This is a genomic window from uncultured Roseobacter sp., assembly GCF_947501835.1.
Classification (GTDB): Bacteria; Pseudomonadota; Alphaproteobacteria; order Rhodobacterales; family Rhodobacteraceae; genus Roseobacter.
Genome location: NZ_CANMXR010000002.1, coordinates 557,266 through 583,699 on the forward strand (window position 1 = coordinate 557,266; position 26,434 = coordinate 583,699).

The following is a 26,434-nucleotide window of genomic DNA, read 5'->3' on the forward strand; positions in this document are numbered from 1 at the left end:
CTTATCCTCCCTTGGATATCGAGTGAAGGAGCGCTCTTGCAGAGCGCTCGTCGGTGATGAGGCCGTCCAGCAGACCGCTCATCAATACGGACCCGATGGCACGGGTCTTCTCCTCGCCGCCTGCGACGGCGACAATTCTGCTTTTCTCCAGCGCTTCCATGCGCACGGACAAGGTTCTGTCCGACAGTTCCGTGTTCACGTATTTGCCCTGCGCGTCGAAAAAGTGCCCCACAAGCTCGCCCACACCGCCGCGGTCGCGCACTTCCTGCATCGCTTGTTTTTCGATGAAACCTGCGGTGACGGTCTGTGAGGTCATGTCTGCGGTGCCGATCCCGACAATCTTCAACCCTGCCGAAGCCGCCATGTCTGTGACCTCCGGGACGCCGCGCTGCTCCAGCATGACCCGGCGGTCATCGGCGGTATTGGCAAAGAAGGGGACGGGCATGAAATAGGCCTCCGCGCCGGTTTTCTCGGCGAGCCTGTGCATGACGTCATGAGGGTTTGCGGCAAAATTCCGCGTCAGCCCGCCCATCAGCGAGACAAATTTGATGTCTTTTGAGGCGGTGGTCGCCATCAGCCGCACACAGGACGCCAGCGTTCGCCCGTTGCCGACACCGATGACGTCATTGGTGCGACTGAGGATTTCGCGGCTCAGGAAATTCGACCCCGCCAGCCCCAGCGCGCGCAGCGGCAGGCCGGGTTCATCCAGATCGGGCACGACCTCGCAATAGGACAGGTTGTAGGTTTCGCTCAGCTTCATTTCGAGCGCCGCGCATTCGGCGATCTCACCATCAAAGCTGATCTTGATGATGCCTTCCTGGTTGGCCCGGTTGATCAACCGATGTGCTTTGACTTTGGTCACACCGAGCCGCTTGGCGACGTCGGTTTGTGACAGCCCGCCCCCGAAGTGCAGCCAGGCGGCCCGCGTCGCCAGGCTTAGCTCGTCATCATGCTTGAATGATTGACCCATTGGAATCCGATCTTCCCCTCAAGTGAAAAATATTACAGTAAGCGAAATTAATTACAATCACAAATATTAACCCGGCCCACAGCCACCATGGCACCTCGCCTGGTGTGGTACTTGATCGTGGCGCTTCCGCTTGACCAGAAAGTGAATACATCGACGACCGCTTTGCGCGCCGGTGACCGGACAGAAAGCCGCGCCAAGCAGATCGCGCCGCGCGTGTTTTCGGGTCTCAGAGATCAGACGCTGGGATATGTGGCAACTCTGGGCGACATTGCCTGATCGCCGGTTTCCGGTCACGATCCTGCGGGCAACCCGGACCAAGAGTGCGCCCTATGCAAGATCAGTTCAGCCACGACGACAGCCGTTTTCTCTCGGCTTTCGTGCGGCCTGCGTGGATCGTGATGATGGTGGCGCAGATGCTGTTGGGGCTCGCGTTGGGGGGCACGCTGATCGTCAAATATTACATGCTCGTGGTCGGCGCGAGCGGATGTGTTGTCGACACGGATACGCTCGGAAACCTGATCCGCTGCACGCCGACATTGACCCTCGTGGCGCATTTCGTGATCGCGGTCGCCGGGTTCCGCTTTGCCGCTTTCATGTTCGCAGACAGACCGCGCGCGCTCTTGGGGCCCTTGATGGTGGCGTTCGGCGGCACGCTTCTGCTCGTCCTGTCCGACCTGCGTCACGGCACCGCAACATGGGCCGGGGCCGCGACAATCGTGACTCTGATGCTAGGGATTTCCGCAATTTTTGCCGCACAGGTCTATCTGCGTGGCCGGTCAGGCCCTTCGGAAAAGTAAAGCCATCGATCCCGTTCAGACCGCCCCGGATGGGGTGGTTTCGCGCGTCTGCTGCCACGACAACCCACCTAAAAAAGAGACCTCTGGTTACGCAGGCGCACTTGTCGTGATCCGGGATCGCAGCGCGATAGGCCACCATCCTGTCACACCCGAAGCGCCTGTCAGAGGCCGCATAAGGGGTGCCAACAGAATTGGGAGGAAGACTTCATGAAGAAGACATTACTTGGCACGTTGTCCACCATGGCGCTGATCAGCGCCGGTGCGTCAGCGGTGCAGGCTGAGGCCGTGAAAATTGGTGTGCTCGCCACGCTGGAAGGCACCTATACCGCCCTGGGCGAAGATGGCGTGCGCGGCATGAAAACCGCCTTGGCGCAGATCGGTGATACCGTGGGCGGGCGCGAGATCGAGCTCATTATTCAATCGACCGATGCCTCACCGGATTCCGCCTTGCGCGGCGCGCGCAAACTGGTGGAGCAGGACGGAGTGGATATCATCCTTGGCCCGCTCTCGGGCTCCGAGGGGATCGCGATCCGGGATTATTCCAAAACCCAGCCGGGCGTGACCTTCATCAACGGCATTTCGGGCGCGATGGAGACCACCTTCGTGACGCCGTCCGAGAACTTTTTCCGGTTCAACACGGACGGGGCGCAGTGGTCGGTGGGCCTTGGCGACTACGCCTATAATGAAAAGGGCTATGAGACCGTCGCGACCGTGGGGGAGGATTATTCCTTTATCTACACACAGGTCTTCGGGTTCACGACGGAATTCTGCGCTGCGGGGGGCGAAATCACCGAACGTCTTTGGGTCCCGCTGGGCACGAAAGATTTCGGCTCCATCATCGCGGCGCTGCCCGACGATGTGGACGCAATCTATCTCGGCTTGGGGGGCGGGGATGCTGTGAACTTCCTCAACCAATACCAACAGGCCGGCGGTGACGCGAACCTGATCGGAGGCTCCATCATGGTCGATGGCACGGTTCTGTCGTCGGAAGGGTCGGCGAAACAGGCGCTGATCGGTGTGCCGTCTGCCGGTCCGCAGGCGGATACATGGGATGACCCGAAATGGCAGGCCTATGTAAAGGCCTATCAGGACACCTTCCCGCCGGATCAACGGTTCCCATCGCCCTCTCTGCTGGCCACCGGCTACTACAATGCCACCACCGCGATGGCGCAGTGCATGGAGACCGTGGGTGGCGATCTGAGTGACGGGCATGCGGCGTTCCGCGGATGTCTGAGCACGCTGGAACTGGATGCGCCCAACGGCAAGATCACGCTGGATGAAAACCGCCAGGCCATCGGGGCCAACTTCGTCTCCGAAGTGGTGGAGCTGGAAGATGGCACGCTGGCCACGCAGCTGGTGAAAAAGGTGGATGGTGTGAACCAGACGCTGGGCATCGACAAGGCGGCCTTTACCGCGATCGGTCTGCCGGGCCGTGAAACGCCGGTCTGTCAGTCGTCCTACTGACGCACAACTGGCACGTCCGGGCAGGGGTTTCTGCCCGGACACTCCCCTTCTTTCACTTCGACACGGGCGGGAGCTATGACGCTCATCACCTATCCGACACGCGTGCATTTTGCGGACGACGTGATGCAGGAAGCTTTGCACTCCGAACTGGAACGTGCGGGCTGCAAAGCGCCCCTGCTGATCTATGGCGATGACCTGCTGGAGAGCGATTTCGCCTACCGCGTGCAGGAGGGGTTACCGCATAAAACTGCCGTACAGAGCATGGTTTTCGATGCAGCCAGTGACCTCAGACATCTGTCACGCACCGCCATCGATACAGGCACGCCACCTGATGTGCTGATTGCGTTCGGATCCGCCCGCGCGATCGAACTGGCGCGCAAGTGCCGATATGGTCTTTCGCAGGCCACGGGGCACCGAACGCCGATGTATGCGATCCCTGGCGTGGATGGTTTGCCCGGCCCCTGCACACGTAATCTGGAAAGCTGGCGGGCGGGCTTGCCATCTGTGCTGATCTGCGACCCCACCCTGACGTTGAATGCGGATTGCGGACAGTCCTGGCGCAGTTCCGTGCTGAGCCTGGTGCGCTGTGTCGAATCCTACCTGGCGCAATCCTTCAATCCGCCTGCGGATGGGATGGCGCTGGACGGGCTTGGCCGATCATTGGGCACCTTGCCGCGGATCGGTGATGCGGGCCAACGCGCGCAAGATCTCGATCTGCGCCGCGACATGATGGCCGCCAGCCTCAACGCCTCGCTGTCGCAGGAGAAGGGCGTGGGGCCTGCACTGACGCTGGCGGATGCATTGGCACACGAACAGGCCGGGCTGCAGGTGCCGGATATGGCGCGGCTGCTTTTGCCGGAAATCATCCGCCGCAGCAGCGTGAACAGTGAACGGGCCGAGATGCTGCTCAAGGTCCTGGGGCGTGACGCGCAGCGGTTGGATGAGGCGATGACAGAAGTATTGGCCCGGGCACCGATGGCGGCCCGGCTTTCCGACATGGGCGTCGCGCAATCGACGCTGGATCAGGCGGCCAGCCAGGCGCAGGGCAAAGCGGGCCTGACCCTCGATACCGCGCGCGATGTCCTCTCCTCGGTATATTGAGGCATGAGATGAAACCAAACCTGATCAACGGCCTTTGGGAAACAACCGGGCATGGGGCGGAAAATATCAACCCCTCGGATACGTCAGATGTGATCGGGGTCTATGCCCAGGCAGGTCGTGCGGAGACGGAGACCGCGATTTCAGCCGCAGCCGAGGCTTTTCCGGCATGGTCACACAGCACGCCGCAACAGCGTCATGATATTCTGCACACTGCGGGCGACGAGATTTTGGCGCGGACCGAAGAGCTGGCGACCCTGCTGGCCCGCGAAGAAGGCAAGATCCTGAAAGAAGCACGGGGGGAGGTGACAAGAGCCGGGCACATCTTCCTGTTCTTCGCGGGAGAAGCATTGCGCCAGCGCGGGGAGCTGCGGGATTCCGTTCGGGCCGGGGTGCAGGTCGAGGTCACGCGTGAGCCGGTGGGCGTGGTCGGGATCATCACGCCGTGGAATTTCCCCATCGCCATCCCCGCCTGGAAAATCGCCCCGGCACTCTGTCATGGCAACACGGTTGTCTTTAAACCGGCCGAGCTGGTGCCCGGTTGTGCCTGGGCGCTGGTGGATATCTTGCACCGCGCAGGTGTGCCCCCCGGCGTTCTCAATCTGGTCATGGGGCCGGGTGCTGTGGTCGGCCAATCCATGCTGGATGACGCGCGGGTCGATGCGATCACCTTCACCGGATCGCAGGCCACCGGCACGCGGGTGGCCCAGGCGAGCCTGCCTCATATGCGCCGGGTGCAGCTGGAAATGGGGGGTAAAAACCCGCTTGTCGTGCTCGATGATGCGGATCTGGATACCGCGGTGGAATGCGCGCTTGATGGCGCGTTCTTCTCGACCGGGCAGCGCTGCACCGCCTCGTCCCGTCTGATCGTAACGCGCGGCATTCACGACCGTTTTGTTTCGGCGCTTGCGGACCGTATGGCGCGGCTCAAGGTTGGTCCGGCGCTGGAGGAGGCCACCCAGATCGGGCCAGTGGTTGATTCGACCCAATTGGCACAGGATCTCGACTATATCGCGATTGCCCGCAATCAGGGGGGCGTTTTGCGCGCGGGTGGCGATGCGCTCCAGTTGCAGACAAATGGGTATTTCCTGCAGCCTTCTTTGATCACCGACACGCACCCCGATATGCGCATCAACCGCGAGGAAGTTTTTGGGCCCGTTGCCTCGGTGATCGCGGTGGAAAGCTATGAGGAAGCCCTTGCGGTTGCGAATGCAACCGACTTCGGGTTGAGCGGCGGTATCTGTACCACCAGCCTGAAATATGCCAGCGATTTCAAGCGTAAAGCCGAAGTTGGCATGGTAATGGTCAATCTGCCGACTGCGGGCGTGGATTATCATGTGCCCTTCGGCGGGCGAAAATCTTCGAGCTTTGGCCCGCGTGAACAGGGCAGCTATGCAGCGGAGTTTTTCACGGTTGTGAAAACCGCTTATACGCGGCCCTGACCGCCAATTTCCGCCAAAAACCCGGTTTGTCCAGAAATCGCGCGGGATAACGTCAAGTCTGATTTTTGATCCCGAAGACTTGTCAGGGCATTGGCATCTGTGCCCCGATGGGTCAGATCACGGGACTTCTGCTTCAGACGCCACCGTGATGCTTTGACTGGGAGGATCAAGGCGATGAGTCAGGCCATTGCGGTGTGCCACGGCGAGTTCGGCCGGGCCGCACTATACAGTTTGAACAAAGCGATCATCACCCATGCCCACCGCGAAGGACATCTGATCTTTCACGTGGATGGCAGTCCGGCCTATGTGCCGACGGGCGGCGATGTGGTGAAAATCGTACCCGGCACCGCCGCTGCGATCAGCCCCTGGGAGCCGCATGGTTTTGAGGTGACGGACGCAGGCCCCAACATCTGCCTTGTACTTTATATCAAGCCGATGTGGTTTCTGGAAAACAGCACCTCAGCCGAGTTTGCGCTGAAGTTCGGGCGCAGCGATCTGAAACTGACCGATGAAATGAGCGGTCTGGTGAACCGTTTGACGGCGCTGTTGCTGGATGACGAGGATCAGACCGGGTTCGACCAATTGCTGTTTGGCCTGACCCGCGCGAGCTTTGATCTGTCCTGGCGCAATGACGTGGCATCGCTGCGGCGCCACGCTTGTGATCGCTTCAGCGATTTCCGGGTCCGCCGGTCGTTGCGGTTGATCCAGGAAAAGATGGGTCAGGACATGGACATGGAGCGCATGGCGCGCTCGGTTGGGCTGTCGCGCCCGCATTTCTTCAAACTGTTCAAACAGTACATGGGCGTGACGCCAAATGTGTACATGAACACCCTGCGGTCGGAACGGGCGATCGAAGAGCTGCTACAGACCGAAAAGTCAGTGACCGATATCGCCTTTGATCTGGGATTTTCCAGCCAGGCCAGCTTTACCCGCTTCTTTTCCAGCAATGTTGGCATTGCGCCCTCGGAATATCGGCGCGTGGCGCATGTGACCAGTGGCGCTTTTCCGATGATGTGAAAACGGAGCAGACTATTGGGTACGCCCGCATCTGCGACCTTGTCCTAAGCTGATCTCACAAGGAGTTCCCGAACAGGGGAACCAGGGAGGTCAGATTTGAAACAGCCGCCGACCATAGAGGCCGGGCCATGAGGCGTTTTGCCAATGCGCACCCGGTCTGGACCGCGCTCATCGCGCTGGCGGTTGTGATCCTGTTGTGGCTGATTTTCGCGATCTGGCCACAGGGTCTGGTCGATGTCATCGGCAAGAAAAAAGTGTTTCTGGCGGCGCTCTTTAACGGCATCACCCTCGGCGGGCTCTATTTTCTGGTGGCCAGCGGGTTCACCCTGATTTTCGGACTGATGCGCAATGTCAATCTGGCCCACGGCACGCTGTACCTGCTGGGCGGCTACATCGGATTTCATACGGCAGACATCACCGGATACTGGCTGCTGGCCTTCCCGGTGGCCTTCGTCGTCGTGGGGTTCTGCGGGGTGCTGCTGCAGGTGCTGGTGTTCCGGCGGATGGAGGGGGAGGATCTGCGCCAGACCCTCGTGACCATCGGCATTTCGATTGTGGTGGCCGATCTGATGCTCTGGGGCTTTGGCGGCGACTTCTTCAACATCTCCCCGCCACCCTGGCTCAGCGGCCCGGTGGAGACCTTCTTTGTCACCACCGTAAAACGTTCCGGAGATCTGGTGTATATGAAATACCCCATGGTGCGGATCGTGATTTTCATCGCGGCGGTGATTTTGGGCATTGCGATGTGGCTGGCGCTGAACCGCACGCGGATTGGTATGATGATCCGCGCAGGCGTTGATGACCGCGACATGTTACAGGCCACCGGCGCCCGCATTCAGATCGTCTTTGTCGGGGTTTTTGCCTTTGGCGCAGGGCTTGCGGGCATTGCCGGTGTGGTGGGCGGCACCTTCCAGTCGGTCGCACCGGGGGAGGATATCCGGTTCCTGCTGGCGTCCCTTGTGGTGGTGATCGTGGGGGGGATGGGCTCCATTCCGGGGGCAGCCCTTGGGGCGCTGCTGATCGGGCTGGCAGAGCAGTTTGGCTCGGTCTACTTCCCAACCTACGCGGTGGTGCTGACCTTCCTGATCATGGTCGTGGTGCTGGCCTTCCGGCCTCAGGGTCTCATGGGATCGGAGGGCTGAGAGGGTGGTGGACCTGACCCCGGATCTGGCCCAAGGCCGCCTGCGTCAAGACCGGGCTTGGGTCGAGCGTGTGCCGCCCGGCTACTGGGTGATGGGGGTCGTCCTGCTGGTGATCCCGGCCTTCGTCAGCCCCTTCGTGATGTTCCAGATCATGGGCTGGACGTTCATCCTGGGGATCATATCGCTCAGTCTGATGTTCCTGGCAGGGTATGGCGGCATGGTGAGCCTGGCGCAGATGGCCTTTGCGGGTTTTGCCGGCTACATGATGGCCATTTTCGGAAACAGCGCGATTGAAACGATCTCTCAAGGCTGGCCGTGGTGGATTGCGATCCCGCTGGCGTTGTTTCTGGCGACGCTCTTCGCGACGCTGGTGGGCTGGCTCGCCGTGCGCACCGAAGGCATCTACACCATCATGATCACGCTGGCGATTGCGGCGGCGTTTTTCTATTTCACCCGGCAGAATTATGACCTCTTCAACGGCTTTCAGGGGTTCAATTCGGTGTTGCCGCCGCAGCTTTTTGGCGTCGACTGGCGCGGGCCCTACGCCTTTTACTACCTCACTCTGTTCTTCGCCGTAGGCGCCTACGCGCTTGTGCTCTACATCAGCCGGGCGCCTTTCGGATTGGCCTTGCAGGGGGTGCGGGACAACCCACGCCGGATGGCGGCGCTTGGCTACAATGTTACCGCACACCGGGTTGCCGCCTATGCGTTTGCGGGCTGTCTGGCGGGGATCGGTGGTATCCTACTCACCTGGCAGTCCAGCCAGATTTCACCCGGTACCGTGGGCATCGGCCCCGCCATCGACATCCTGATCATCGCGGTGATCGGCGGGCTGCGTCATCCCATAGGCCCCTTCATCGGGGCGTTTATCTACGTGATCCTCAAGACCTTTGCAGTGGATTTTCTGGTCAATCTCGGGCTGGCGGGTGAACGGTTTCAGCTGGTGATCGGCCTGGGCTTTCTGATCATCGTCTTCTTCTCCCCGGATGGGGTTCTGGGTCTCTGGGAGAAGTTCAAGGCGGCGCGCAACCGCGACCCGCTGACCGGAGAGAGCCGGGGGCAGGATCCGCTATGAGCGACGCCGCGACACTGACCGGATCGACCGCCACGCAGGGTGGTGCAGGCTATGCGCTGGAGCTGCGTGACGTCTCCAAGAAATTTGGCGCGCTGGAAGCTTTGGGCGGGATCAACATGATGGTGCGCCCGGGCGAACGGCGGGCCGTTCTGGGATCAAACGGGGCGGGCAAGACAACGCTCTTTAACTGCATCACCGGGGACTTTGCGCCAACCACCGGCGCGATCCGGTTTTTCGGGGAGGACGTCACCGTCTTTCCCGCGCAGGAACGCATTCGCCGGGGGTTGCGCCGCACCTATCAGATTTCGCTTTTGTTCAATGGTCTCAGCGTGCTGGACAATGTGTATCTGGCCTGCCGGGGTGTGTCGCGCGGGCGGTTTTCCTTCAAACGACCCCGCAAATCCGACGCGCTCATGCAGACGGCCGAAGAGTTGGTTGAAACCGTAAACCTTGCGGACGTGCGCGCGACCTCCGTGAGTGATCTCAGCTACGGTCAGCAGCGCCAGCTGGAGATTGCCATGGCGCTCTCTGGCGCGCCGCGGTTCATTCTGTTTGACGAGCCTGCCGCAGGCCTGTCCCCGACCGAGCGGGCTGAACTGATCCGCATTCTGACCGGGCTGCCGGGCCATGTCGGCTACATCATCATCGAACATGACATGGATGTCGCCCTGCGTGTCTCGGACATGGTCACGATGATGCACAACGGGCGCATCTTCAAGGAAGGCAAACCAGCCGAGATCGAAGACGACGCAGAAGTGCAGGCCCTGTATCTGGGAGGTGCGGAGGATGAGTAACACGCTCGATGTCCGCGACCTGAACGTCTTTTACGGCCAGTCCCATGCGCTGCAGGGGGTGAACCTGACGCTTGATCACGGGGTGCTTTCGGTGGTGGGCCGCAATGGCATGGGGAAAACAACCCTGTGCAAGGCGATCATGGGGCTGGTGCCGGTGAAGTCCGGCACGATTAGTTTCAACGGCCAAAGCCTCGCGGGCATGGGGCCTTCTGAAATTGCGCGGGCAGGCATCGGATATGTGCCCCAGGGGCGACGGCTCTGGAAATCCCTGACCGTGGACGAACATTTGCGGCTGGTGGCCACAAAGAACGGGCCCTGGACACCGGACCGGATTTATTCGGTATTCCCGCGGTTGGCGGAACGCAAAGACAACGGCGGCGCGCAACTGTCGGGGGGCGAACAGCAAATGCTTGCGATCAGCCGGGCGCTCTTGCTGAACCCCAAGCTGCTGGTGATGGATGAACCCACCGAAGGGCTCGCCCCGGTGATCGTGAACCAGGTGGCCGAGATGCTGGTGCAGCTGGGCCGCGAGGGCGACATCGACGTGCTGGTGATCGAACAGAACATCGGCGTGGCCACCACCGTGGCCGAGGATGTGGCCATCGTGGTCAACGGCAAGGTCAACCGGGTGATGGATGCCGGTGTGCTGGCCGCTGACCGGGATCTGCAACAGGCATTGCTGGGGGTCGGACGGCATGCCCATGATGAAACGCCCGACGATGTGGAGGCGCCGCCGCAACAAGCGCCGGAGCGTCCATTCGCTGCCAAAGTTTACCTGTCCAATCCGCGTGTTCCGACGCGCTGGACAGCGCCTGTGCCGGTGCATGTCATCGCACAATCGGCGCGCACCGTGACAGCTGATGCATCTCCCCCTCAGCACGTCACGGTGCCTCGCGCCGATCTGGGCCGTTCCGGCATTGTCTACGTCTGCGGTACCCTCGATACCAAAGGTGATGAGCTCCGCTTCCTGCGGGACATCATCAAAGAGCAGGGCGTGCGCGTGGCGTTGGTGGACCTGTCGACCTCCGGCAAACCGTCTGGTGCCGAGGTGCCGCCAAACGCTGTGGCAGGTTTGCATCCGCGGGGCACAGCCGGTGTTTTCACCGGGGATCGTGGCACCGCCGTGGCGGGCATGACCCTCGCGTTTGAGCGCTGGGTACGTCAGCGCAGTGACATCGCCGGTCTCATCGCCGCCGGGGGCTCGGGCGCGACAGCGCTGGTTGCCCCGGGGTTTCGGGTGCCGCCCGTGGGGGTGCCCAAGATGATCGTCTCCACCGTGGCCAGTGGCAACACATCGCAATATGTCGGCCCGTCCGACATCACGATGATGCATTCGGTGGCGGATGTTCAGGGGATTAATTCGATCACCCGCGACGTGCTTGGCAACGCCGCCCATGCTGTGGCGGCGATGGCCAAGGCACGCCAGATCGCAAAGCCGGTCGCCGACAAACCTGCGATCGGCCTCAGCATGTTCGGGGTGACGACGCCTTGCGTGCAGCAGGTCACGGCGCGGTTGGAGGGCGACTACGATTGCCTTGTGTTCCATGCGACCGGCACCGGTGGGCGGGCGATGGAAAAACTCCTCTCCTCCGGCAAGCTTGAAGCGGTGATCGATCTGACAACCACCGAGATTTGCGACATGGTGGCGGGTGGGGTCTTTGCCGCGGATGAGACGCGTTTCAATGCGATGATTGCTGACAGACGCCCCTACATCGGCGCCTGTGGCGCGCTCGATATGGTCAATTTCAACGCGCCGGATACCGTGCCGGAACAGTACAGCGGACGGCTTTTCTACGAGCACAATCCGCAGATCACCCTGATGCGCACAACGCCGGAAGAGAATGCCGAGATGGGCCGCTTCATCGGCGAAAAACTGAATGAGATGAGCGGGGTTGTGCGCTTTTTCCTGCCGGAGGGCGGTGTTTCAGCGCTTGATGCGCCGGGCATGCCGTTTTGGGATCCGGCCGCGAACAAGGCGCTGTTTGACACGCTCGAAGCTACGGTGCGCGCCACCGCGAACCGCCAATTGGTGCGCGTGCCCCACAACATCAATGACCCGGAATTTGCGGAGCTGGTGATCAAGACCTTTCGGTCTTTTCACGCCCGCCCGACCAGCCAGAAGAGAGCCTGACGCATATGTTTGACCGTGATGACCTGATGCAGAAATTCCGCGCCATGCGTGATGCGGGAGAACCGATCATCGGCGGGGGGGCCGGTACCGGTCTTTCGGCCAAATGCGAGGAGGCCGGTGGGATTGATCTGATCGTGATCTACAATTCCGGACGCTACCGTATGGCCGGGCGCGGTTCGCTCGCCGGGCTGATGCCCTATGGGGATGCCAATGGCGTGGTGATGGAGATGGCGGGTGAAGTGTTGCCCGTGGTCAGGGACACACCGGTGCTGGCTGGCGTTTGTGCGTCGGATCCTTTCCGGCTGATGGATAAATTTCTCGACCAGGTGAAAGACGCGGGCTTCAGCGGGGTGCAGAACTTCCCGACCGTGGGCCTGATCGACGGTAATTTCCGCGCCAATCTGGAAGAAACGGGCATGTCTTATCAGCTGGAGGTCGACATGATCGCGGCGGCACATGAAAAGGGCCTGCTGACAACGCCATATGTTTTCAGCGAGGAGGACGCCCGGGCCATGGCGGGGGCCGGGGCGGACATCATCGTGGTGCACCTGGGGCTGACAACTGGTGGCGCCATCGGCGCGGAGACAGGCTGCACCCTTGAACAGGCCCCGGCGTTGACCGATGCCTGGGCCAAGGCCGCGCTTGAGGTGAACCCGGAGGCCATTGTGCTGGTGCACGGCGGCCCGGTGGCCATGCCGGAAGATGCGGATTTTGTCCTGAAAAACACACGGTATTGCCACGGCTTTTATGGCGCGTCGTCCATGGAGCGTCTGCCGACCGAGGTGGCGCTGACCGAACAGACCAGAAAATTCAAGGAGATCGGGCGTTGAAACGGCCTGAGAGGAGGAACCGATATGACCGGTGAACTGATTGGACAATTGATCCTGTGGCTGATTGCCGCCGTGATCGTGGTGTTCATCCTCTACTGGGTGATGAACTGGCTCTACCGACGGTCAACCAAGGAGATTTCCTTCGTACGCACCGGGTTTCTGGGAGAGAAGGTCGTGATCGACGGTGGCGCATTTGTCTGGCCCATCATCCATGACATCACACCGGTCAATATGAACTCGATGGACCTGCATGTTGCGCGGCAAAAGGCGGAAGCGCTGATCACCAAGGACCGGATGCGGATCGATGTCGAGGCGTCCTTTTATGTCCGTGTGGGCCATTCCAAACAGGCGGTCACCCTGGCCGCGGCAACGCTGGGTCGGCGCACGCTGGAGCCGGAACGCATCCACCAATTGCTGAATGGCAAATTCGTCTCCGCGCTGCGCACGGCGGCGTCAAAAATGACCATGGAAGAGCTGCATGAGATGCGCGGTGATTACGTGGCGCTGGTGATCGAGACGGCGCAGGAGGGGCTCGACAAGAACGGGCTGGAGCTGGAAAGCGTTGCGATCCTCGACATCGATCAAACGGAAATCGAGTATTTCAACCCATCGAACCGGTTCGATGCTGAAGGTCTGACCAGTGTCATTGCTGCGGTCGAGGAGCGCCGCAAGCTGCGCAATGACATAGAACAGGACACGATGCTGAAAATCCGCACGCGGAACCTGGAGGCGGAGAAGGAAAGTCTGAACATCGAGCGCGAAAGCGAAACCGCGCGGCTGGAACAAGAACGCGAAATCGAATTTCGCCGCGCGCAGCAGCGTGCCGAGCTGGCGCGGGAGCGATCAGAGCGGGAGAAGGAAGCGGAGCAGGCGACCCTGCTGAGCCGGGAAGCGATTGAAACCGCACGCATCGCCAATGATGAACAGATTGCACAGGCGCGCATCGCTTCGGAACGCACCATACGGCAGCAGGAAATCGAACGCCAGCAGGTGATCGACGCGGCAGAGATTGCCACGCGCGAGACGATTGAAAAGGCCCGGATCTCGCAGGAGAAGGTGCTGACCGAGACGCGGATCAAAACCACCAAGGATACTGAAAGCGCGGATATCGCGGCCAAGGAAGCCGTGGAGAAGGCGCGTATTGCACAGGAAAAGGCGCTGACCGAGGCGCGCATCGCCAAGGATCGCGAAACCCAGTCGCAGGAGATTGAACGCAAGCGCACCGTTGACGCAGCGGAGATCGCGGCGCGTGAGGTGATCGAGAAGGCCAGGATTGCGCAGGAAAATGCGGTGACCGAGGCCCGGATCGGCCTGGAACGGGAAACGCGGGAGCGTGAGATTGCGCGCAATCTGGCGGTCGAAGAGGCAGAGATCGCAGCGCGTGAGGCTGCGGATAAGTTGCGGATCGCGCAGGAAAAAACCGTGAGTGCGGAGCGCATCAGCTCTGACAGGGAAACCAAGGAGTTGGAAATCAAGCGGCGCGAGGTGCTGGATGCAGCACAGATTGCCGCGGATCAGGCCATTGAGGCGGCGCGGATCGCGCGGGAAAAGGTTTTGTCAGCAGAGCGCATCGCGTCGGACAAGGCGGTGCGCGTGTTGGAGATCGCGGCCTCCGAGGAGACGGAAAAGGAGCGTATCGCACAGGAAGAGCGTGTGCGGGCGCTGGAGATTGCCCGTAACGAGGCGCTGGATCAGGCCGCGATTGCCTCCCGCGAGGCCGTGGACAAAGCCCGCATTGCGACCGAGGCCCGCACGGCGGTGGAGCGGATCGAGACCGAGGAGCGCACCAAGGAACGTGATCTGGCGCGCGAAGAAGCCGTTGCCTTTGCTGAAACTGCCAAGGCCGAGGCCGTCGAGGCCAAGCGCATCGCCATGGAGAAGAAGCTCGCCGCGGAACGCATTGCCTACGAGCAGGACATGCGGGAACGCGAGATATCGCGCAACAAGGCCGTTGATCTCGCAAATGCCAAGGCATCCGAGACGGTCAAGGCCGCGAAGATCGCCGAGGATTCCAAAACCCGTGCCGCAGAGATCGCACGGGATGCCGAAATCCGGGCGCGCGAGATCGAGAAGCAGGAAGCCATCGAGGCTGCCGAAATTTCCAGCCGCCGATTGGTCGAGCAGCAACGGATCGAGAAAGAAGCAGAAACCACCACCGAGAAGATCGCGCGGGATGAGCGGATTCGCAATCTGGAGATCGCGCGGAACAAGGCGCTGGACGTTGCACAGATCGCCGCGGACGAGGCCATCGATGCGGCCCGTGTGGCCAAGGAGAAGACGGTGGATGCCGAGAAGATCCTTGCCGAGCAGGAGCTGGATGCCAAGAAGCTGGAGCGCAAGAAAGTGGTGGAGCAGCTCGAAATCGCACGGGTGCAGGTCCTGCGCGAAGCGGAGATCGCGAGCCGCGAGGAAGTCGAGCGGGCGCAGATTGCTTCTGAGCGGGGGCTGGATGACGCGCGCATCGGGCATCAGACCGAGCGCCGCAAGCTGGAGATCGAACGCGAGAAAACGGTCGAGGTTGCCAGCATGGAAAAGGCCATCGCGCTCTATCAGAAATCGCTGGATGAAAGTGCGGCGGCAGTGGAGGCCGAAAACGCCCGGGCACGTGCGGTGGAGGCCGCTGAGAAAGCCAAAACGACCGAAGAGATGGAGATCGCACATCGCGCCAAGACCGTGGGCGTCACGGCGGCCGAACTCGACGCCGAACGCAAACGCATCACAGCCGAGGCCGACAAAATCCGCGCAGCTGTCGAAGCTGAAGCGGCGAAGCTTATCAACGAGGCAGAGAACGTGCTGACCGACGAAGCACGCCATTCCCTGTTCAAGCGCAAGATGCTGGAGCATGTCGAAGGTATCGTCACCGCCTCGGCCAAGCCGCTTGAGAAGATCAACGATATCAAGATTATGCAGCTTGGCGGATCTGGCACGCAGGGGCTCGATTGGGCGGGCGGCGGCGGTACGGGCGGCGCAGGAGGCCCCGGTGGCAATGGCGGCAGCCCGACGGATGAGGTGATGAATTCGGCCCTGCGCTACCGGGTACAGGCGCCATTTGTGGACAGCCTGCTCAACGACATCGGGATTGATGGCGCGAATATTTCCAAATCCGACATCTTCCGCAACGCCAGTGACATGACCCGCGCCCAATCGGAAATCGCGCGGGCCGAGGCCGCCAAAAACAGCACACCCAAAGGGAGCAAATGATGGCGCGGGTATTTGTCTCCTCGGTGATCAATGCAGAGGCTGGCGCGGTTTGGGAGCGGGTCCGTGACTTCAACGGGCTGCCAAAATGGCATCCCAGGATCCGCGACAGCCGGATCGAGGACGCGCTGCCCGGTGACAAGGTCGGCTGTATCCGCAATTTCAATCTGCAGAACGGTGACAATATCCGCGAGCAGCTGGTGGGCCTGTCGGACTACGACCTGTTCTACAGCTACACGATGCTCGAAGGGCCGATGCCGCTCTGGGACTATATGGCGACGCTGCGGCTGACACCGGTCACGGATGGTGACAGATGTTTTGCCGAATGGTCTGCGGAGTTTGACTGCGATCCCGGCAACGCGACGGATTTGCAGAACGGCATTGCCACAAACGTGTTTCAGGGCGGGTTTGACGCGCTCAAACGGCATTTCGGAGGTTGAGTGATGGTTCGCGTTCTGCGCAGCACGATATTGCCAGCCCCGCTTGAGGCGGTGTGGGAGATTCTGCGCGATTTCAACGGGCATGATCAGTGGCACCCGGCGATCGCCACAAGCCAGATCGAGCGTAGCCAGCCCTCCGACAGGGTCGGTTGTATCCGGAAGTTCAAACTCGAGGATGGCGCGGAACTGCGTGAGCAGTTGCTGACCTTGTCGGATGCGGATGCGGCCTATTCCTACTGTCTGCTCGACACGCCGGTGCCGCTTTTCAACTACGTTAGCCACGTGCGGCTGATCCCGGTCACCGATGCGGATCACACCTATTGGCAGTGGGAAGGGCAGTTCGATACCCGCCCCGAAGAGCGCGATGAGATGACCGAATTGGTCGGGTCTGGAATTTATCAGGCGGGGTTTGATGCGATCCGCGCCCAGATGGGATTGGAGGCATAGATGGTAGCTGTTGAGACCTATCAGACAGTGGCCGAGGCCGCCGCTGGGCTGGGCGAAGGCGCGCGGTATCTGGGCGGCGGCACCATCGTGATGCGGCAGGTGAATTATGGCGATCAGAGCTTTCACCGCATCGTGCGCGCGGCACGCCCGGAACGAGGGATCGGCAATGATGTGCAGGGTCTGCGGATCGGAGCAGGCACCACCATGGCGGATATTCTCGCGCATGCGGAGTTGAGTTTTCTGCATCCAGTCGCGGGGCAGATTGGCGGCCCGGCGATCCGCAACATGGCGACCGTGGGCGGCAATCTCTTTGCGGAAAACCCCTATGGCGACATGGCGGCGGCCTTGCTGGCGCTGGATGCGCAGGTGATCATGGCAGGTGGGCAGACACATCCTATGGAGCGCTTTCTGGCCGACCGAACGCACATGCGTGGCCTAGTCGAAGCGGTGAGCCTGCAGCGCCCGCAACCGGGGGCGTTTTACTATCGCAAAGTGTCGCGGGTGAAGCCAAAGGGCGTTGCTGTCATCACCCTCGCGGCCTTGATACGTGGCGGCGAGCCTCGCGTGGTCTTTGGCAATATGGCCGCGGCACCGATGCGGGCGCGTGCGGCGGAACGGGCGTTGGGGGGCGGTGTCTCGGAGGCATCGATTGCGGCGGCCTGCGCTGTGTGTACCGAAGGGTTGTCTCCGACGGACGACGCGCTGGCGTCAGCCTGGTACCGGGCGGAGGTGGCACCGGTCCACCTGCGCCGGATGCTGGAAAGCGGAGGGCATTCCTGATGGCCAAGACACCTGTGACGTTCACGCTGAATGATACGGAAGCGGCTCTTTTTGTTGACCCGGGGGCGTCGCTGGTGGACGTGCTGCGGCGCGGGGCAGGGGATCTGACCCCAAAACAAGGCTGCGCCCAGGGGACCTGTGGCGCCTGCACCGTTTTGATCGACGGGGTGCCGCATCTGTCTTGCCTGACATTGGCCGAAACCGTGCAGGGCAGACGGGTGGAGACAACCGGTGGCCTGGCGGATGGCCCCGCGCTGCACCCCTTGCAACGCGCCTTCATCGCCGGGTTTGCGGCGCAATGCGGCTTCTGTACCAGCGGGATGCTGATGGCGGCCAAGGCCCTGCTGGATCACAATGCAAACCCGACCCGTGACGAGGTGATCGAGGCCATCTCCGGCAATCTGTGTCGCTGCACGGGCTACGAGCCCATCGTGGACGCCATTCTGAGCGCCGCTGCTCAGATGCGCGGACAGCCTGCGCTGCAACAGGGGGCGCTCTGATGTCCTCCATCGAGTTTCGCAAAGACCTCTTCGCCGACGAGCGTGACGACAATCTGAAAGAGATTGGCAAGCCGACGATCCGACAGGATATTCTGGGCCATGTCACCGGGCGCACGCCCTATTACGACGACCATCTCTTTGACGGGCTGCTGCACATGCGTGCCGTCCGGTCGCCGCATCACCATGCGGAAATCCGATCCATCGACACCTCGGCGGCGGAAATGATGCCCGGCGTGTGCAGGGTGCTGACTGCCAAGGATGTGCCGCACAATCTCAACACGCTGCTGTCACTGATCAACTTCGGCCGGGATGACGAACCGCTCTGCGCCCATGACAAGGTGCGTTATCTGGGTGAGACGGTGGCCTGGGTCATCGCCGATACCGAACGTCAGGCGCGCGACGCAGTGGCCAAGGTGCGCGTTGACTATAGCGTGCTGCCGCATGTGCTGGATGTGGAAGAGGCGATTGCCTCCGGCGCGCCCGTGATCAACGACATCTATCCCAACAACACCTTCGACTATCACCAGAAGTACGATCACCAAAAGCTGCGCTTTGGCGATGTGAATGCGGGCTTTGCCCAAGCCGATCACATCATCGAGGCGGAATATCAGATGTCCCCCATTGAGCAGGCACCGATTGAAACCTGCGGCGCAATTGCAGCGCCGGAGACCAATGACCGGTTTGTTTGCCACACGAATACGCAGGCGTTGTTCTTTTCGCTGGGGACAACGGCAAAGCTGCTGGGCATCGCCTCATCGCGGCTGCATTTCATCGGCGGCACCGCAGGAGGTGGTTTTGGCGGCAAGGTCGATTCAATTGTGGAGCCAACGGCGGTTCTGGGGGCGATGGTCACCGGCAAACCGGTGAAATTCGCCTGGGACCGCTATGAGGAAATGCAGGTGGGCGCCCCGCGGGGGGGTGAACGCTGGCGGATCAAGGACGGGGTGATGGCCGACGGGCGCATCGTCGCGCGGGAGTTCACCGGTTTCTTTGACAGCGGTGCCTACATGCGGCTGTCCCCCTATGCGATCATCAAGGCCACGGGGCACCTGCCGGGCCCTTATGCGATCCCAAATGTGGCTTCGAACGTCTATTGCTGCATCACCAATCGGACACCTGCGACGGCGATGCGCGGTTTTGGGATCACGGCTGTGGATTTCTCCATCGAGTGTCATATGGACCGCGTCGCGGAGGCGGTTGGCATGAACCCGGTGGAGCTGCGCATTCTCAATGCCTACCGCGATGGGGATATGAAAGCGCACCGGCGCAAAGCCAAGAACACAGCGTTGATCGAGTGCTGTCAGGTGGCGGCTGGCAAGGCGAACTGGCCCATATCGGCGGATGCCGCGGCACAGTCGTCGCGGGTCGGTGGTGGTACGCCGGAGCGCGTGGCCATTCCGGAAACCAGCATTGATGAGGAAGGGCGCATCGGAGAGCGACTTCAGGGTCGTGTCGCGGATACATCGCCCAGCAAGACACCTACGGGCCGTGTCGCGGCGGGCACCCACCGGGAGGCGGTCGCCGGGGCACCTGTTCAAAACCCCGACATGCAGATCGATGCCGACCGGATCGGACACAAGATGGGGGCGACCACATCGGCAGCTGTCCCGGCAGCGGCCCCCGCAGCGCCGCAAGCCGCCCCACCGGCGGCGGGCCCATCCGCGCAACCTGCGCCACCGCAACCGGTTCCGCCCGCCGCGCCAACACCGCCCGCCAGCCCGGCCCCCTATGCCCCGGCGGAGAAATTCTCGCGCGGGGTGCGGCGGCCCGGGTCCTCCCCCTTCACCTCCGGCTTCAGGAGACGCTGAGATGACCATTCACAAAGGGCGTGGCTTTGCCTGCATTAACTACCCCATCGGGATGAACCTCGGAGGGGACCCGTCGCAGGCGCTTGTGCATTCCACGCCGGACGGGAAATTCATGGTAGCACTCAGCTCGATCGATCTGGGTCAGGGGATGAAATCCGTGACCCGCCAGATCGCATCCGAGACGCTTGGGGTACCGGTAGGGGATGTTTATGTCGACACTGCGGACAGTGACACCGGCCCCCATTGCATGGGGTCATTTGCCTCCCGCGGCACGCACCGGGTCGGCAATGCGGTGATCCGCGCCGCTGCCGAGGCGCGCAAACAGATGATGGAGGCCGCCGCCGAAGAACTGGAGGTCAACGCCAGTGATCTCGACACCGATGGCGCGGGCAATATCCACGTCAAGGGTGCGCCGGGACGGTCCATCACCGTGGCTGAAACCGCCATTGCCGCGCAATTCAAACAGGGCCGCACCTTGTCGGGACGGGGTATTTTCCTCGTGCCGCCGAGTGAAGCGGATCCAGAGACGGGCGACATGACCCCGGTGACCTGTTTTGCCCACGCGGCCCTGGTGATCGATCTGGAGGTCGATGATGAAACCGGGGAGGTGGAAGTCACGGAAATCAATTCCGCTTATGAGGTTGGTCGTGCGCTCAACCCGAAATTGGTGGAGCAACAATTGATCGGTGGGGCGTGGATGGGGGTATCCCACGCGCTTTATGAAACGACCGAACCCTATTATCCGCAGCGCGACCACGGGCCGGAGGATTTCAACACCTACCTGCAACCCGGTCCCGGGCAGATCACGCCGCATCATATCGCCGTGCTGGAGCGCCCTGCGGAGGATGCCCCCTTTGGCGGCAAGGGGCCGGGCGAGATGTGTGCGAATCCGGTGCTGCCCGCAGTAGCCAATGCGGTCTATAACGCTGTGGGCGTGCGTTGCGATCAACTGCCGATCACGCCGGAAAAGGTGCTCAAAGGCATCCGGGCCAATGGCGGCGCTCGCCCGCAGGGGGTCCGCTAAGGATGGCGGTCACGCCAAATATTGCCGGGATCGGTGATCCCGCAGCGCTGCAAAAGGCGCTGGTGGACGCGCAATATCTGGCGGATGACGCCTTGGCGACTGCGGCCTACCTGTCGCTGGCGCTTGGCAAACCCCTGCTGCTCGAAGGCGCGCCAGGTGTGGGGAAGACCGAGGCGGCCAAGGCGCTTGGCGGTGTGCTGGGGCGCAATGTGGTGCGTCTGCAGTGCTTCGAAGGGATCGATGCGGCGGCGGCGCTTTATGAGTGGAACTACCCGCGCCAGATGCTGGCGATCCGTCAGGCGCGCGACGATTTCGTCAACCTCTACGCAGAGGATTTTCTGCTGGAACGGCCCCTGCTGGAGGTGCTGCGCAACCCGGCAAGATCGCTGCTGCTGATCGATGAGATTGACCGTTCGGATCATGAATTTGAGGCCTTCTTGCTGGAATTCCTGTCGGATTTCACGATTTCCATACCGGAGACCGGGACCGTGCGGGCCGTGCAAGCGCCGGTGGTTGTCCTGACCTCGAACCGGACCCGCGACCTGCATGAAGCTCTGCGGCGGCGCTGTGTCTACCACTGGATCGACTATCCCGATGCAGCTCTGGAAGCGCAGATTGTCATGACCCGTGCCAGCACCGTGGCGGAGGCCACAGCGCGCGCGGTTGTGGCCAGTGTCGGCCATCTGCGCGCGGAACCCCTGGTCAAACCACCCGGCGTGGCGGAGACGGTGGAATGGGCGGAAGCTGCGACCTTGCTGAATGCGCAAGGCGTGCGGTGGCCCGAAGCGTTCAAGCGGTCCATCGGGGTGGCGCTGAAGGACCATGATGATCTGACCTATATGGCGGACCGGCTGTCGTCGGTCTTGCCGGGCGAGGCCGCGTGAGTGCGCCGCGCGCCCTTGATCCGTTCCTGCGGTTTTCGCAGGTGTTGCGCGGCGCTGGCCATCCGGTGTCGCCCGATCAGAGCATCGATTTCATTGCTTCTGTGGGGCTGTTGGGGCCACGCGATATGATGGATATCTACCGCTCGGGCCGCGCGATTTTCGCGATCCCGCCAGAGCGCGTCGCTGAATATGACGCGCTTTTCCGTGCGGTTTTTCTGGATCAGATCATCCAGGCGCCGGCGGAAGGCGATGAGGACGATGCGCTTGAAGCCTATGAGCCCACATCCGCACGCACAGAGGTTGAGGCGGACAGTGATGACAGCCCCATCGGGGCGGAGCCCACGACAGCGGAGCGACTAAGCCAGCGGGACCTGACCCAGGGCAATGCCGCCGCCGTGCAGCGCCTGATGCGCGAGGCTGCGGGGGCTTTGCCGCGCCGCCTAAGCTATCGGCGGCGACGTGCCAAACGTGGTGACCGGATCGACATGCGCCGCACCCTGCGGGAGGCGGCCAAGCGCGACGGTGAGGTGATCCAGCTTTTGCAAACCCGGCGCAAGACACGGCAGCGGCGGGTGGTGGTGTTGATCGACGTCTCGGGGTCGATGAAGGCGCGCTCCGAAGACATGATGCGGTTGGCCCACGCGGTGGTTCAGGCGGCAGACAGCGCTGAGGTGTTCACGCTGGGCACCCGGCTGACCCGGATCACGCAGGCGCTGAAACCCGGCGATCCGGCACAGGCGCTGGCACGGGCAGGTGAAGCCATCGCCGATTTTGACGGCGGCACGCGGATTGGCGATGCGTTGTCGGCATTCCTGTCGGTGCCGCGATACGCCGGGTTTGCCCGGGGCGCAGCGGTGGTTGTGTTGTCCGACGGGTTGGAGCGGGGCGATCCCGCCGCGATGATTGAGGCCGTCCGGCGCCTGGCGCGCAGTGCCTGGCGGCTCGACTGGCTGACACCGCTGGCCGCTGACCCGGCCTATTCACCGCAGACCGAAGGGCTGTCTGCCATTCTGCCGGTGCTCGACCGTCTGGGCGATGGCGACAGCATCGCAGCGGTAACCGATCACATCCTGACCATGGCGAGGCTCTGATGATTGACGCACACCATCACATCTGGCTGCAGAAGGATCTGCCCTGGCTCTTGGGACCGGAACAGCCGCGCATCTTTGGCCCCTACAAGGCCATCATGCGTGACTATACCACCCGTGAATTTCTGGCCGATCTTGCGGGCACCGGGATCACCAAAACCGTCTATGTTCAGGCCAATTGGGCGCCAAACTGGTACGAAGACGAGGTCGCCTGGGTGCAGGATCAGGCAGACGCCCATGGCACCATTTCCGGCATCGTGGGGTATGCGGATTTCACCGGCGAGGACGTGCGCGACCAATTGGACCGACTGAAGAAATATCCGCTGATGCGGGGCATCCGGCAGCAGTTTCATTGGCATGAAAACCCACTTTATCGTTTTGCGGAGGACCCGGATCTGTGTCGAAACGCGACTGTGCAGTCGAATGTGGCGCGTCTTGCGGATTATGGCTGGAGCTTCGATCTGCAGGTCTTTGCCAGCCAGATGGAGGGTGCGGCAGAGTTGGCGCGCGCCTGCCCGGAGGTCACCTTCATTCTGCAGCATGCAGGCATGAAGGAAGACGTGACAGAGACCGGGCACAGGCTCTGGTCCGATGGCATGAAACGGCTCGCGGATTGTCCGAATGTGGTGAGCAAACTCTCGGCCTTCGGGACGTTCATTCACCGCAATGACCGTCAGTTCATCACCCAGATGATCACCGATACTGAAGCCATTTTTGGCGCGGAGCGTTGCCTTTATGGCTCCAACTTCCCGATCGAGAAACTTTGGACCAGTTATCTGGAGCTTTTCAACGCCTTTCAGGATGCCACCAAGGGTCTCTCCAAGAAAAAGAGATCGGCGATTTTCAACGACACCGCAGCCCGCGTGTACCGGCTGTGACGGATAAAAGGGAGTAAGACCATGGCTTTGCAAATTCACGTTCTCGACTATGGGGACATTGAGCTGGAAACCAGCTTTCTGGTGCTGGGGCATGAATGTGGCCGCACCCGGCGGGTGCCGGTTTATGGGTTTCTGATCACGGGGGGCGAATATCCGGTGCTGGTCGATACCGGTTACCGCGACAATGCGATCATGGAGAGCCTGGGTATGCGGGGGCTGCAATTTCATGACAACATGATGGAGCAGCAGCTGGCCAAACATGGGCTCAAGCTCGGCGATATCCGCTATATCCTGCACACCCATCTGCACATCGACCACGCGGGCCAGGACGATAAATTCCCGATGAACACGACCGTTGTACTGAACCGGCGCGAGATGGAATTCAGCGTCTCGGGCATCATGTTTCCGCAGTATCCCAAGCCTGATATCAAACATCTGGTGGACCGGATTTATGAGCCCGAGGCGATCCGTTTCCTCGATCTGGACATCACCACGGCGGAGGAGATCATCCCCGGGGTCTGGTGCGAGCACGCAGGCGCTCATACCGAAGGGTCGATGAACGTGGTGGTGGAAACCGCTGAAGGGCTGGCCTGTATTTGTGGCGACGTGATCTATGATTTCAACGATCAGATCGTGAACCACGTCTACACCAATAACTGGATGGAGCCGCGCGTGACCGGCAACCATTCGCAGTCAAAGCGCGAAGAAAAGGCGGCGATCAAGAAGCTGCTGAACAACTATACCTTCCTGCTGCCGATCCACGACAAACCTGCCAAGATCGAGCGTCAGCATGTGGTGGGCCGCTTGGGGATGCAGGTGCCAGGGCCGGCGACAGAAACCCTGCCGGACCGGCCCTGGTTCCCGGTCTGATGACTGTGGTTGCCTGGTTTTCTGTGGGGTGGTTCCTGCCGGCCCCAACCGCGGTCTCTTGCTCGGAGGAATGAGGCGGATATGACGCATCAAGCCATTTCAGACAGCTTCCACGAGATCCTGGATGTCGCCGAACCGCTTCAGGCGCTGGGCACCGGGTTTGTCTTTACCGAAGGGCCGCTCTGGCACCCGGTTAAGCAATCGCTGATTTTCTCCGACATGCCCGGGGATGTGCGCCGTCGCTACGTGCCTGGGCAGGGCATTACCGAGATTGCGCGGCCCTCCAACAAGGGCAACGGCATGACCTATGATGCTGATCTCAATCTGCTGATCTGCGAACATGCAACCTCCTCCGTGGTGCGCATCAGGCCCGATGGCACACGCGAGGTGCTGTGCAGCCATTTCGAAGGCAAGGAACTTAACAGCCCCAATGACATCGTCGTGGGCGCCGATGGCAGCATCTATTTTACCGACCCCACTTACGGGCGGATGGAGCATTTTGGGGTGCCCCGCCCGCTGCAGCAGGGATTTCAGGGGGTGTACCGCCTTGCACCGGACCACCCGCCAGGAGATGAGCCGCAGTTGGTGGTTGAGCGCAGCCTTTTTGGTCAGCCCAACGGGCTGTGCTTTTCGCCCTGTGGCAAGTGGATGTGGGTCAATGACACCGAACAGGCCAATGTCCGGATGTTCGATGTCGCTGGTGATGGCCGTCTGGTGAATGGCCGGGTCTTCGCTGGCGGCATTGTCGATGACGCGCTGGCGGGGGTGCCCGATGGAATGAAATCCGACAAGGATGGCAATCTCTATGTGACCGCGCCGGGCGGCATTTGGGTCTATTCCTTTCAGGGTCTGCTGATCGGTAAAATCCTCTGCTCCGAGCTGGTGGCCAATTTCCATTGGGGCGGGCCGGACTGGTCCACCCTCTATATTTGCGCCACGACGTCGCTTTATGCGCTCAATACCAAAACCCGCGGGCGTGAAGAGCCTTTCATGCAGGCGCGCGCGCCCGGCCTGCAGGCCCCGGCTGTGCCCTCTCAAGGAAACGCTACCATGACCAATGACCTCCTTCTGAACGACCGTCTGGATTTTCGGATCGATCCCGCGCGCACCGCCATGATCCTGCAGGATCTGCAGAATGATGTGATGATCGATGGCGGCGCATTTGCCGATACCGGCTCGCCTGAACATGCGCGCGCCCAAAACGTGGTGACAAATGCGCGGCGTCTTGCGGATGCATTGCGCGCGCGGGGCGGTATGATCATCCATGTCTGGATGGTGCTGGAACCCGGCGCGCCCTATCTGTGCCAGCATGCCGCGCTGCAACGTGGTCTGAAAGACAACAATGCGCTTGTCAGGGGCACCTGGGGGGTTGAACCCGCATCGGGGCTTGAGCCGCAGGCGGGTGATCTGGTGGTCGAAAAGATGAGCATGAGCGCCTGGGAAACCTCGCGGCTGGATGCCTATCTTGCTCACGGCGGGCGGGACACGATCATCAACACCGGCAGTTGGACAAACATGAGTGTGGAGCACACCGCCCGCACCGGAGCGGACAAGGGATACCGCATGATCGTGCCCGAAGACGCCTGTTCAACGATGAACGCGGACTGGCATCGGGCATCGATCAACTACGCCATGCAAAATGTGGCAACCGTGACCCGTGTGGATGCCGTGATCGCCGCGTTGAGTTGATTGGGCACGGTCTGCGAGACACTATTCTGAAGGCGCAGCGGCGACCGATTGGCCTCGCGCGGGCGATC

At 61.5% G+C, this 26,434-nt stretch carries 24 protein-coding genes; 23 read left to right on the forward strand and 1 reads right to left on the reverse strand.

What is annotated here, in order from left to right:
* Window position 1 precedes the first annotated feature (1 nt).
* Window positions 2–970, reverse strand: a complete 969-nt coding sequence (locus Q1A20_RS06615; RefSeq protein ID WP_299400730.1) for a sugar-binding transcriptional regulator — start codon at window positions 968–970, stop codon at window positions 2–4.
* An 87-nt stretch (window positions 971–1,057) separates the two neighbouring features.
* Here Q1A20_RS06615 and Q1A20_RS06620 point away from each other — a divergent pair, with 87 nt between their 5' ends.
* From Q1A20_RS06620 to Q1A20_RS06730, 23 genes are all read left to right on the forward strand, one after another.
* Window positions 1,058–1,246 (forward strand): hypothetical protein, encoded by a 189-nt coding sequence (locus Q1A20_RS06620; RefSeq protein ID WP_299916457.1) that lies wholly within the window; start codon window positions 1,058–1,060, stop codon window positions 1,244–1,246.
* A 53-nt stretch (window positions 1,247–1,299) separates the two neighbouring features.
* Window positions 1,300–1,767 (forward strand): hypothetical protein, encoded by a 468-nt coding sequence (locus tag Q1A20_RS06625; RefSeq protein WP_299916459.1) that lies wholly within the window; start codon window positions 1,300–1,302, stop codon window positions 1,765–1,767.
* A gap of 207 nt (window positions 1,768–1,974) precedes the next feature.
* On the forward strand, window positions 1,975–3,231 hold the full coding sequence (locus Q1A20_RS06630; RefSeq protein ID WP_299916461.1) for an ABC transporter substrate-binding protein: 1,257 nt from the start codon (window positions 1,975–1,977) through the stop codon (window positions 3,229–3,231).
* Between the two features lie 75 nt (window positions 3,232–3,306).
* Entirely contained in the window at window positions 3,307–4,332 is a 1,026-nt protein-coding gene (locus tag Q1A20_RS06635; RefSeq protein ID WP_299916463.1) for an iron-containing alcohol dehydrogenase, read from the forward strand.
* An 8-nt stretch (window positions 4,333–4,340) separates the two neighbouring features.
* Complete coding sequence (locus tag Q1A20_RS06640) at window positions 4,341–5,771, forward strand: aldehyde dehydrogenase family protein (protein WP_299916465.1); 1,431 nt, start codon at window positions 4,341–4,343, stop codon at window positions 5,769–5,771.
* Between the two features lie 174 nt (window positions 5,772–5,945).
* A complete protein-coding gene (locus tag Q1A20_RS06645; protein ID WP_299400717.1) occupies window positions 5,946–6,788 on the forward strand; it encodes an AraC family transcriptional regulator in 843 nt (280 codons plus the stop codon).
* Window positions 6,789–6,916: 128 nt separating this feature from the next.
* Window positions 6,917–7,930, forward strand: coding sequence for a branched-chain amino acid ABC transporter permease (locus tag Q1A20_RS06650; protein ID WP_299400715.1), 1,014 nt, complete (start codon window positions 6,917–6,919; stop codon window positions 7,928–7,930).
* Between the two features lie 7 nt (window positions 7,931–7,937).
* A complete protein-coding gene (locus Q1A20_RS06655) occupies window positions 7,938–9,005 on the forward strand; it encodes a branched-chain amino acid ABC transporter permease (RefSeq protein ID WP_299916467.1) in 1,068 nt (355 codons plus the stop codon).
* Entirely contained in the window at window positions 9,002–9,799 is a 798-nt protein-coding gene (locus Q1A20_RS06660; protein ID WP_298968283.1) for an ABC transporter ATP-binding protein, read from the forward strand. Before Q1A20_RS06655 ends, Q1A20_RS06660 begins: the two co-directional genes overlap by 4 nt.
* Entirely contained in the window at window positions 9,792–11,930 is a 2,139-nt protein-coding gene (locus Q1A20_RS06665) for an ABC transporter permease (RefSeq protein ID WP_299916470.1), read from the forward strand. Before Q1A20_RS06660 ends, Q1A20_RS06665 begins: the two co-directional genes overlap by 8 nt.
* A gap of 5 nt (window positions 11,931–11,935) precedes the next feature.
* The gene (locus Q1A20_RS06670; RefSeq protein ID WP_299916472.1) at window positions 11,936–12,760 is read left to right on the forward strand and encodes a phosphoenolpyruvate hydrolase family protein; all 825 of its coding nucleotides are present in this window, start codon (window positions 11,936–11,938) and stop codon (window positions 12,758–12,760) included.
* A gap of 24 nt (window positions 12,761–12,784) precedes the next feature.
* Window positions 12,785–15,961, forward strand: a complete 3,177-nt coding sequence (locus tag Q1A20_RS06675; protein WP_299916474.1) for a flotillin family protein — start codon at window positions 12,785–12,787, stop codon at window positions 15,959–15,961.
* On the forward strand, window positions 15,961–16,398 hold the full coding sequence (locus tag Q1A20_RS06680) for an SRPBCC family protein (RefSeq protein ID WP_299916476.1): 438 nt from the start codon (window positions 15,961–15,963) through the stop codon (window positions 16,396–16,398). Before Q1A20_RS06675 ends, Q1A20_RS06680 begins: the two co-directional genes overlap by 1 nt.
* Before the next feature lie 3 nt (window positions 16,399–16,401).
* Window positions 16,402–16,845 (forward strand): SRPBCC family protein, encoded by a 444-nt coding sequence (locus tag Q1A20_RS06685; RefSeq protein ID WP_299916478.1) that lies wholly within the window; start codon window positions 16,402–16,404, stop codon window positions 16,843–16,845.
* Window positions 16,846–17,625 (forward strand): FAD binding domain-containing protein, encoded by a 780-nt coding sequence (locus tag Q1A20_RS06690; RefSeq protein WP_299916480.1) that lies wholly within the window; start codon window positions 16,846–16,848, stop codon window positions 17,623–17,625. It abuts the gene before it with no gap.
* Window positions 17,625–18,125, forward strand: a complete 501-nt coding sequence (locus tag Q1A20_RS06695; RefSeq protein WP_299400692.1) for a (2Fe-2S)-binding protein — start codon at window positions 17,625–17,627, stop codon at window positions 18,123–18,125. The genes Q1A20_RS06690 and Q1A20_RS06695 overlap by 1 nt, the downstream gene beginning before the upstream one ends.
* Window positions 18,125–19,933 (forward strand): molybdopterin cofactor-binding domain-containing protein, encoded by a 1,809-nt coding sequence (locus Q1A20_RS06700; protein ID WP_299400690.1) that lies wholly within the window; start codon window positions 18,125–18,127, stop codon window positions 19,931–19,933. Before Q1A20_RS06695 ends, Q1A20_RS06700 begins: the two co-directional genes overlap by 1 nt.
* Before the next feature lies 1 nt (window position 19,934).
* Complete coding sequence (locus Q1A20_RS06705) at window positions 19,935–20,957, forward strand: molybdopterin cofactor-binding domain-containing protein (protein ID WP_299916483.1); 1,023 nt, start codon at window positions 19,935–19,937, stop codon at window positions 20,955–20,957.
* 2 nt (window positions 20,958–20,959) lie between these two features.
* A complete protein-coding gene (locus Q1A20_RS06710) occupies window positions 20,960–21,841 on the forward strand; it encodes a MoxR family ATPase (protein ID WP_299916485.1) in 882 nt (293 codons plus the stop codon).
* Window positions 21,838–22,932, forward strand: coding sequence for a VWA domain-containing protein (locus Q1A20_RS06715; protein WP_299916487.1), 1,095 nt, complete (start codon window positions 21,838–21,840; stop codon window positions 22,930–22,932). The genes Q1A20_RS06710 and Q1A20_RS06715 overlap by 4 nt, the downstream gene beginning before the upstream one ends.
* Entirely contained in the window at window positions 22,932–23,807 is an 876-nt protein-coding gene (locus tag Q1A20_RS06720; protein WP_299916489.1) for an amidohydrolase, read from the forward strand. The genes Q1A20_RS06715 and Q1A20_RS06720 overlap by 1 nt, the downstream gene beginning before the upstream one ends.
* A 21-nt stretch (window positions 23,808–23,828) precedes the next feature.
* Window positions 23,829–24,677, forward strand: a complete 849-nt coding sequence (locus Q1A20_RS06725; RefSeq protein ID WP_299916490.1) for an N-acyl homoserine lactonase family protein — start codon at window positions 23,829–23,831, stop codon at window positions 24,675–24,677.
* Window positions 24,678–24,758: 81 nt separating this feature from the next.
* Window positions 24,759–26,366 carry an isochorismatase family protein gene (locus Q1A20_RS06730; RefSeq protein WP_299400676.1) on the forward strand — a complete coding sequence of 536 codons (1,608 nt, stop codon included), beginning with the start codon at window positions 24,759–24,761 and terminating at the stop codon, window positions 26,364–26,366.
* The last annotated feature ends 68 nt before the right edge of the window (window positions 26,367–26,434 follow it).

What these genes read in the sequence shown, in the direction of transcription:
- Q1A20_RS06615 (WP_299400730.1), bottom strand. Translation starts at nt 970, where the DNA reads ATGGGTCAATCATTCAAGCATGATGACGAGCTAAGCCTGGCGACGCGG.
- Q1A20_RS06620 (WP_299916457.1), top strand. Translation starts at nt 1,058, where the DNA reads ATGGCACCTCGCCTGGTGTGGTACTTGATCGTGGCGCTTCCGCTTGAC.
- Q1A20_RS06625 (WP_299916459.1), top strand. Translation starts at nt 1,300, where the DNA reads ATGCAAGATCAGTTCAGCCACGACGACAGCCGTTTTCTCTCGGCTTTC.
- Q1A20_RS06630 (WP_299916461.1), top strand. Translation starts at nt 1,975, where the DNA reads ATGAAGAAGACATTACTTGGCACGTTGTCCACCATGGCGCTGATCAGC.
- Q1A20_RS06635 (WP_299916463.1), top strand. Translation starts at nt 3,307, where the DNA reads ATGACGCTCATCACCTATCCGACACGCGTGCATTTTGCGGACGACGTG.
- Q1A20_RS06640 (WP_299916465.1), top strand. Translation starts at nt 4,341, where the DNA reads ATGAAACCAAACCTGATCAACGGCCTTTGGGAAACAACCGGGCATGGG.
- Q1A20_RS06645 (WP_299400717.1), top strand. Translation starts at nt 5,946, where the DNA reads ATGAGTCAGGCCATTGCGGTGTGCCACGGCGAGTTCGGCCGGGCCGCA.
- Q1A20_RS06650 (WP_299400715.1), top strand. Translation starts at nt 6,917, where the DNA reads ATGAGGCGTTTTGCCAATGCGCACCCGGTCTGGACCGCGCTCATCGCG.
- Q1A20_RS06660 (WP_298968283.1), top strand. Translation starts at nt 9,002, where the DNA reads ATGAGCGACGCCGCGACACTGACCGGATCGACCGCCACGCAGGGTGGT.
- Q1A20_RS06665 (WP_299916470.1), top strand. Translation starts at nt 9,792, where the DNA reads ATGAGTAACACGCTCGATGTCCGCGACCTGAACGTCTTTTACGGCCAG.
- Q1A20_RS06670 (WP_299916472.1), top strand. Translation starts at nt 11,936, where the DNA reads ATGTTTGACCGTGATGACCTGATGCAGAAATTCCGCGCCATGCGTGAT.
- Q1A20_RS06675 (WP_299916474.1), top strand. Translation starts at nt 12,785, where the DNA reads ATGACCGGTGAACTGATTGGACAATTGATCCTGTGGCTGATTGCCGCC.
- Q1A20_RS06680 (WP_299916476.1), top strand. Translation starts at nt 15,961, where the DNA reads ATGGCGCGGGTATTTGTCTCCTCGGTGATCAATGCAGAGGCTGGCGCG.
- Q1A20_RS06685 (WP_299916478.1), top strand. Translation starts at nt 16,402, where the DNA reads ATGGTTCGCGTTCTGCGCAGCACGATATTGCCAGCCCCGCTTGAGGCG.
- Q1A20_RS06690 (WP_299916480.1), top strand. Translation starts at nt 16,846, where the DNA reads ATGGTAGCTGTTGAGACCTATCAGACAGTGGCCGAGGCCGCCGCTGGG.
- Q1A20_RS06695 (WP_299400692.1), top strand. Translation starts at nt 17,625, where the DNA reads ATGGCCAAGACACCTGTGACGTTCACGCTGAATGATACGGAAGCGGCT.
- Q1A20_RS06700 (WP_299400690.1), top strand. Translation starts at nt 18,125, where the DNA reads ATGTCCTCCATCGAGTTTCGCAAAGACCTCTTCGCCGACGAGCGTGAC.
- Q1A20_RS06705 (WP_299916483.1), top strand. Translation starts at nt 19,935, where the DNA reads ATGACCATTCACAAAGGGCGTGGCTTTGCCTGCATTAACTACCCCATC.
- Q1A20_RS06710 (WP_299916485.1), top strand. Translation starts at nt 20,960, where the DNA reads ATGGCGGTCACGCCAAATATTGCCGGGATCGGTGATCCCGCAGCGCTG.
- Q1A20_RS06720 (WP_299916489.1), top strand. Translation starts at nt 22,932, where the DNA reads ATGATTGACGCACACCATCACATCTGGCTGCAGAAGGATCTGCCCTGG.
- Q1A20_RS06725 (WP_299916490.1), top strand. Translation starts at nt 23,829, where the DNA reads ATGGCTTTGCAAATTCACGTTCTCGACTATGGGGACATTGAGCTGGAA.
- Q1A20_RS06730 (WP_299400676.1), top strand. Translation starts at nt 24,759, where the DNA reads ATGACGCATCAAGCCATTTCAGACAGCTTCCACGAGATCCTGGATGTC.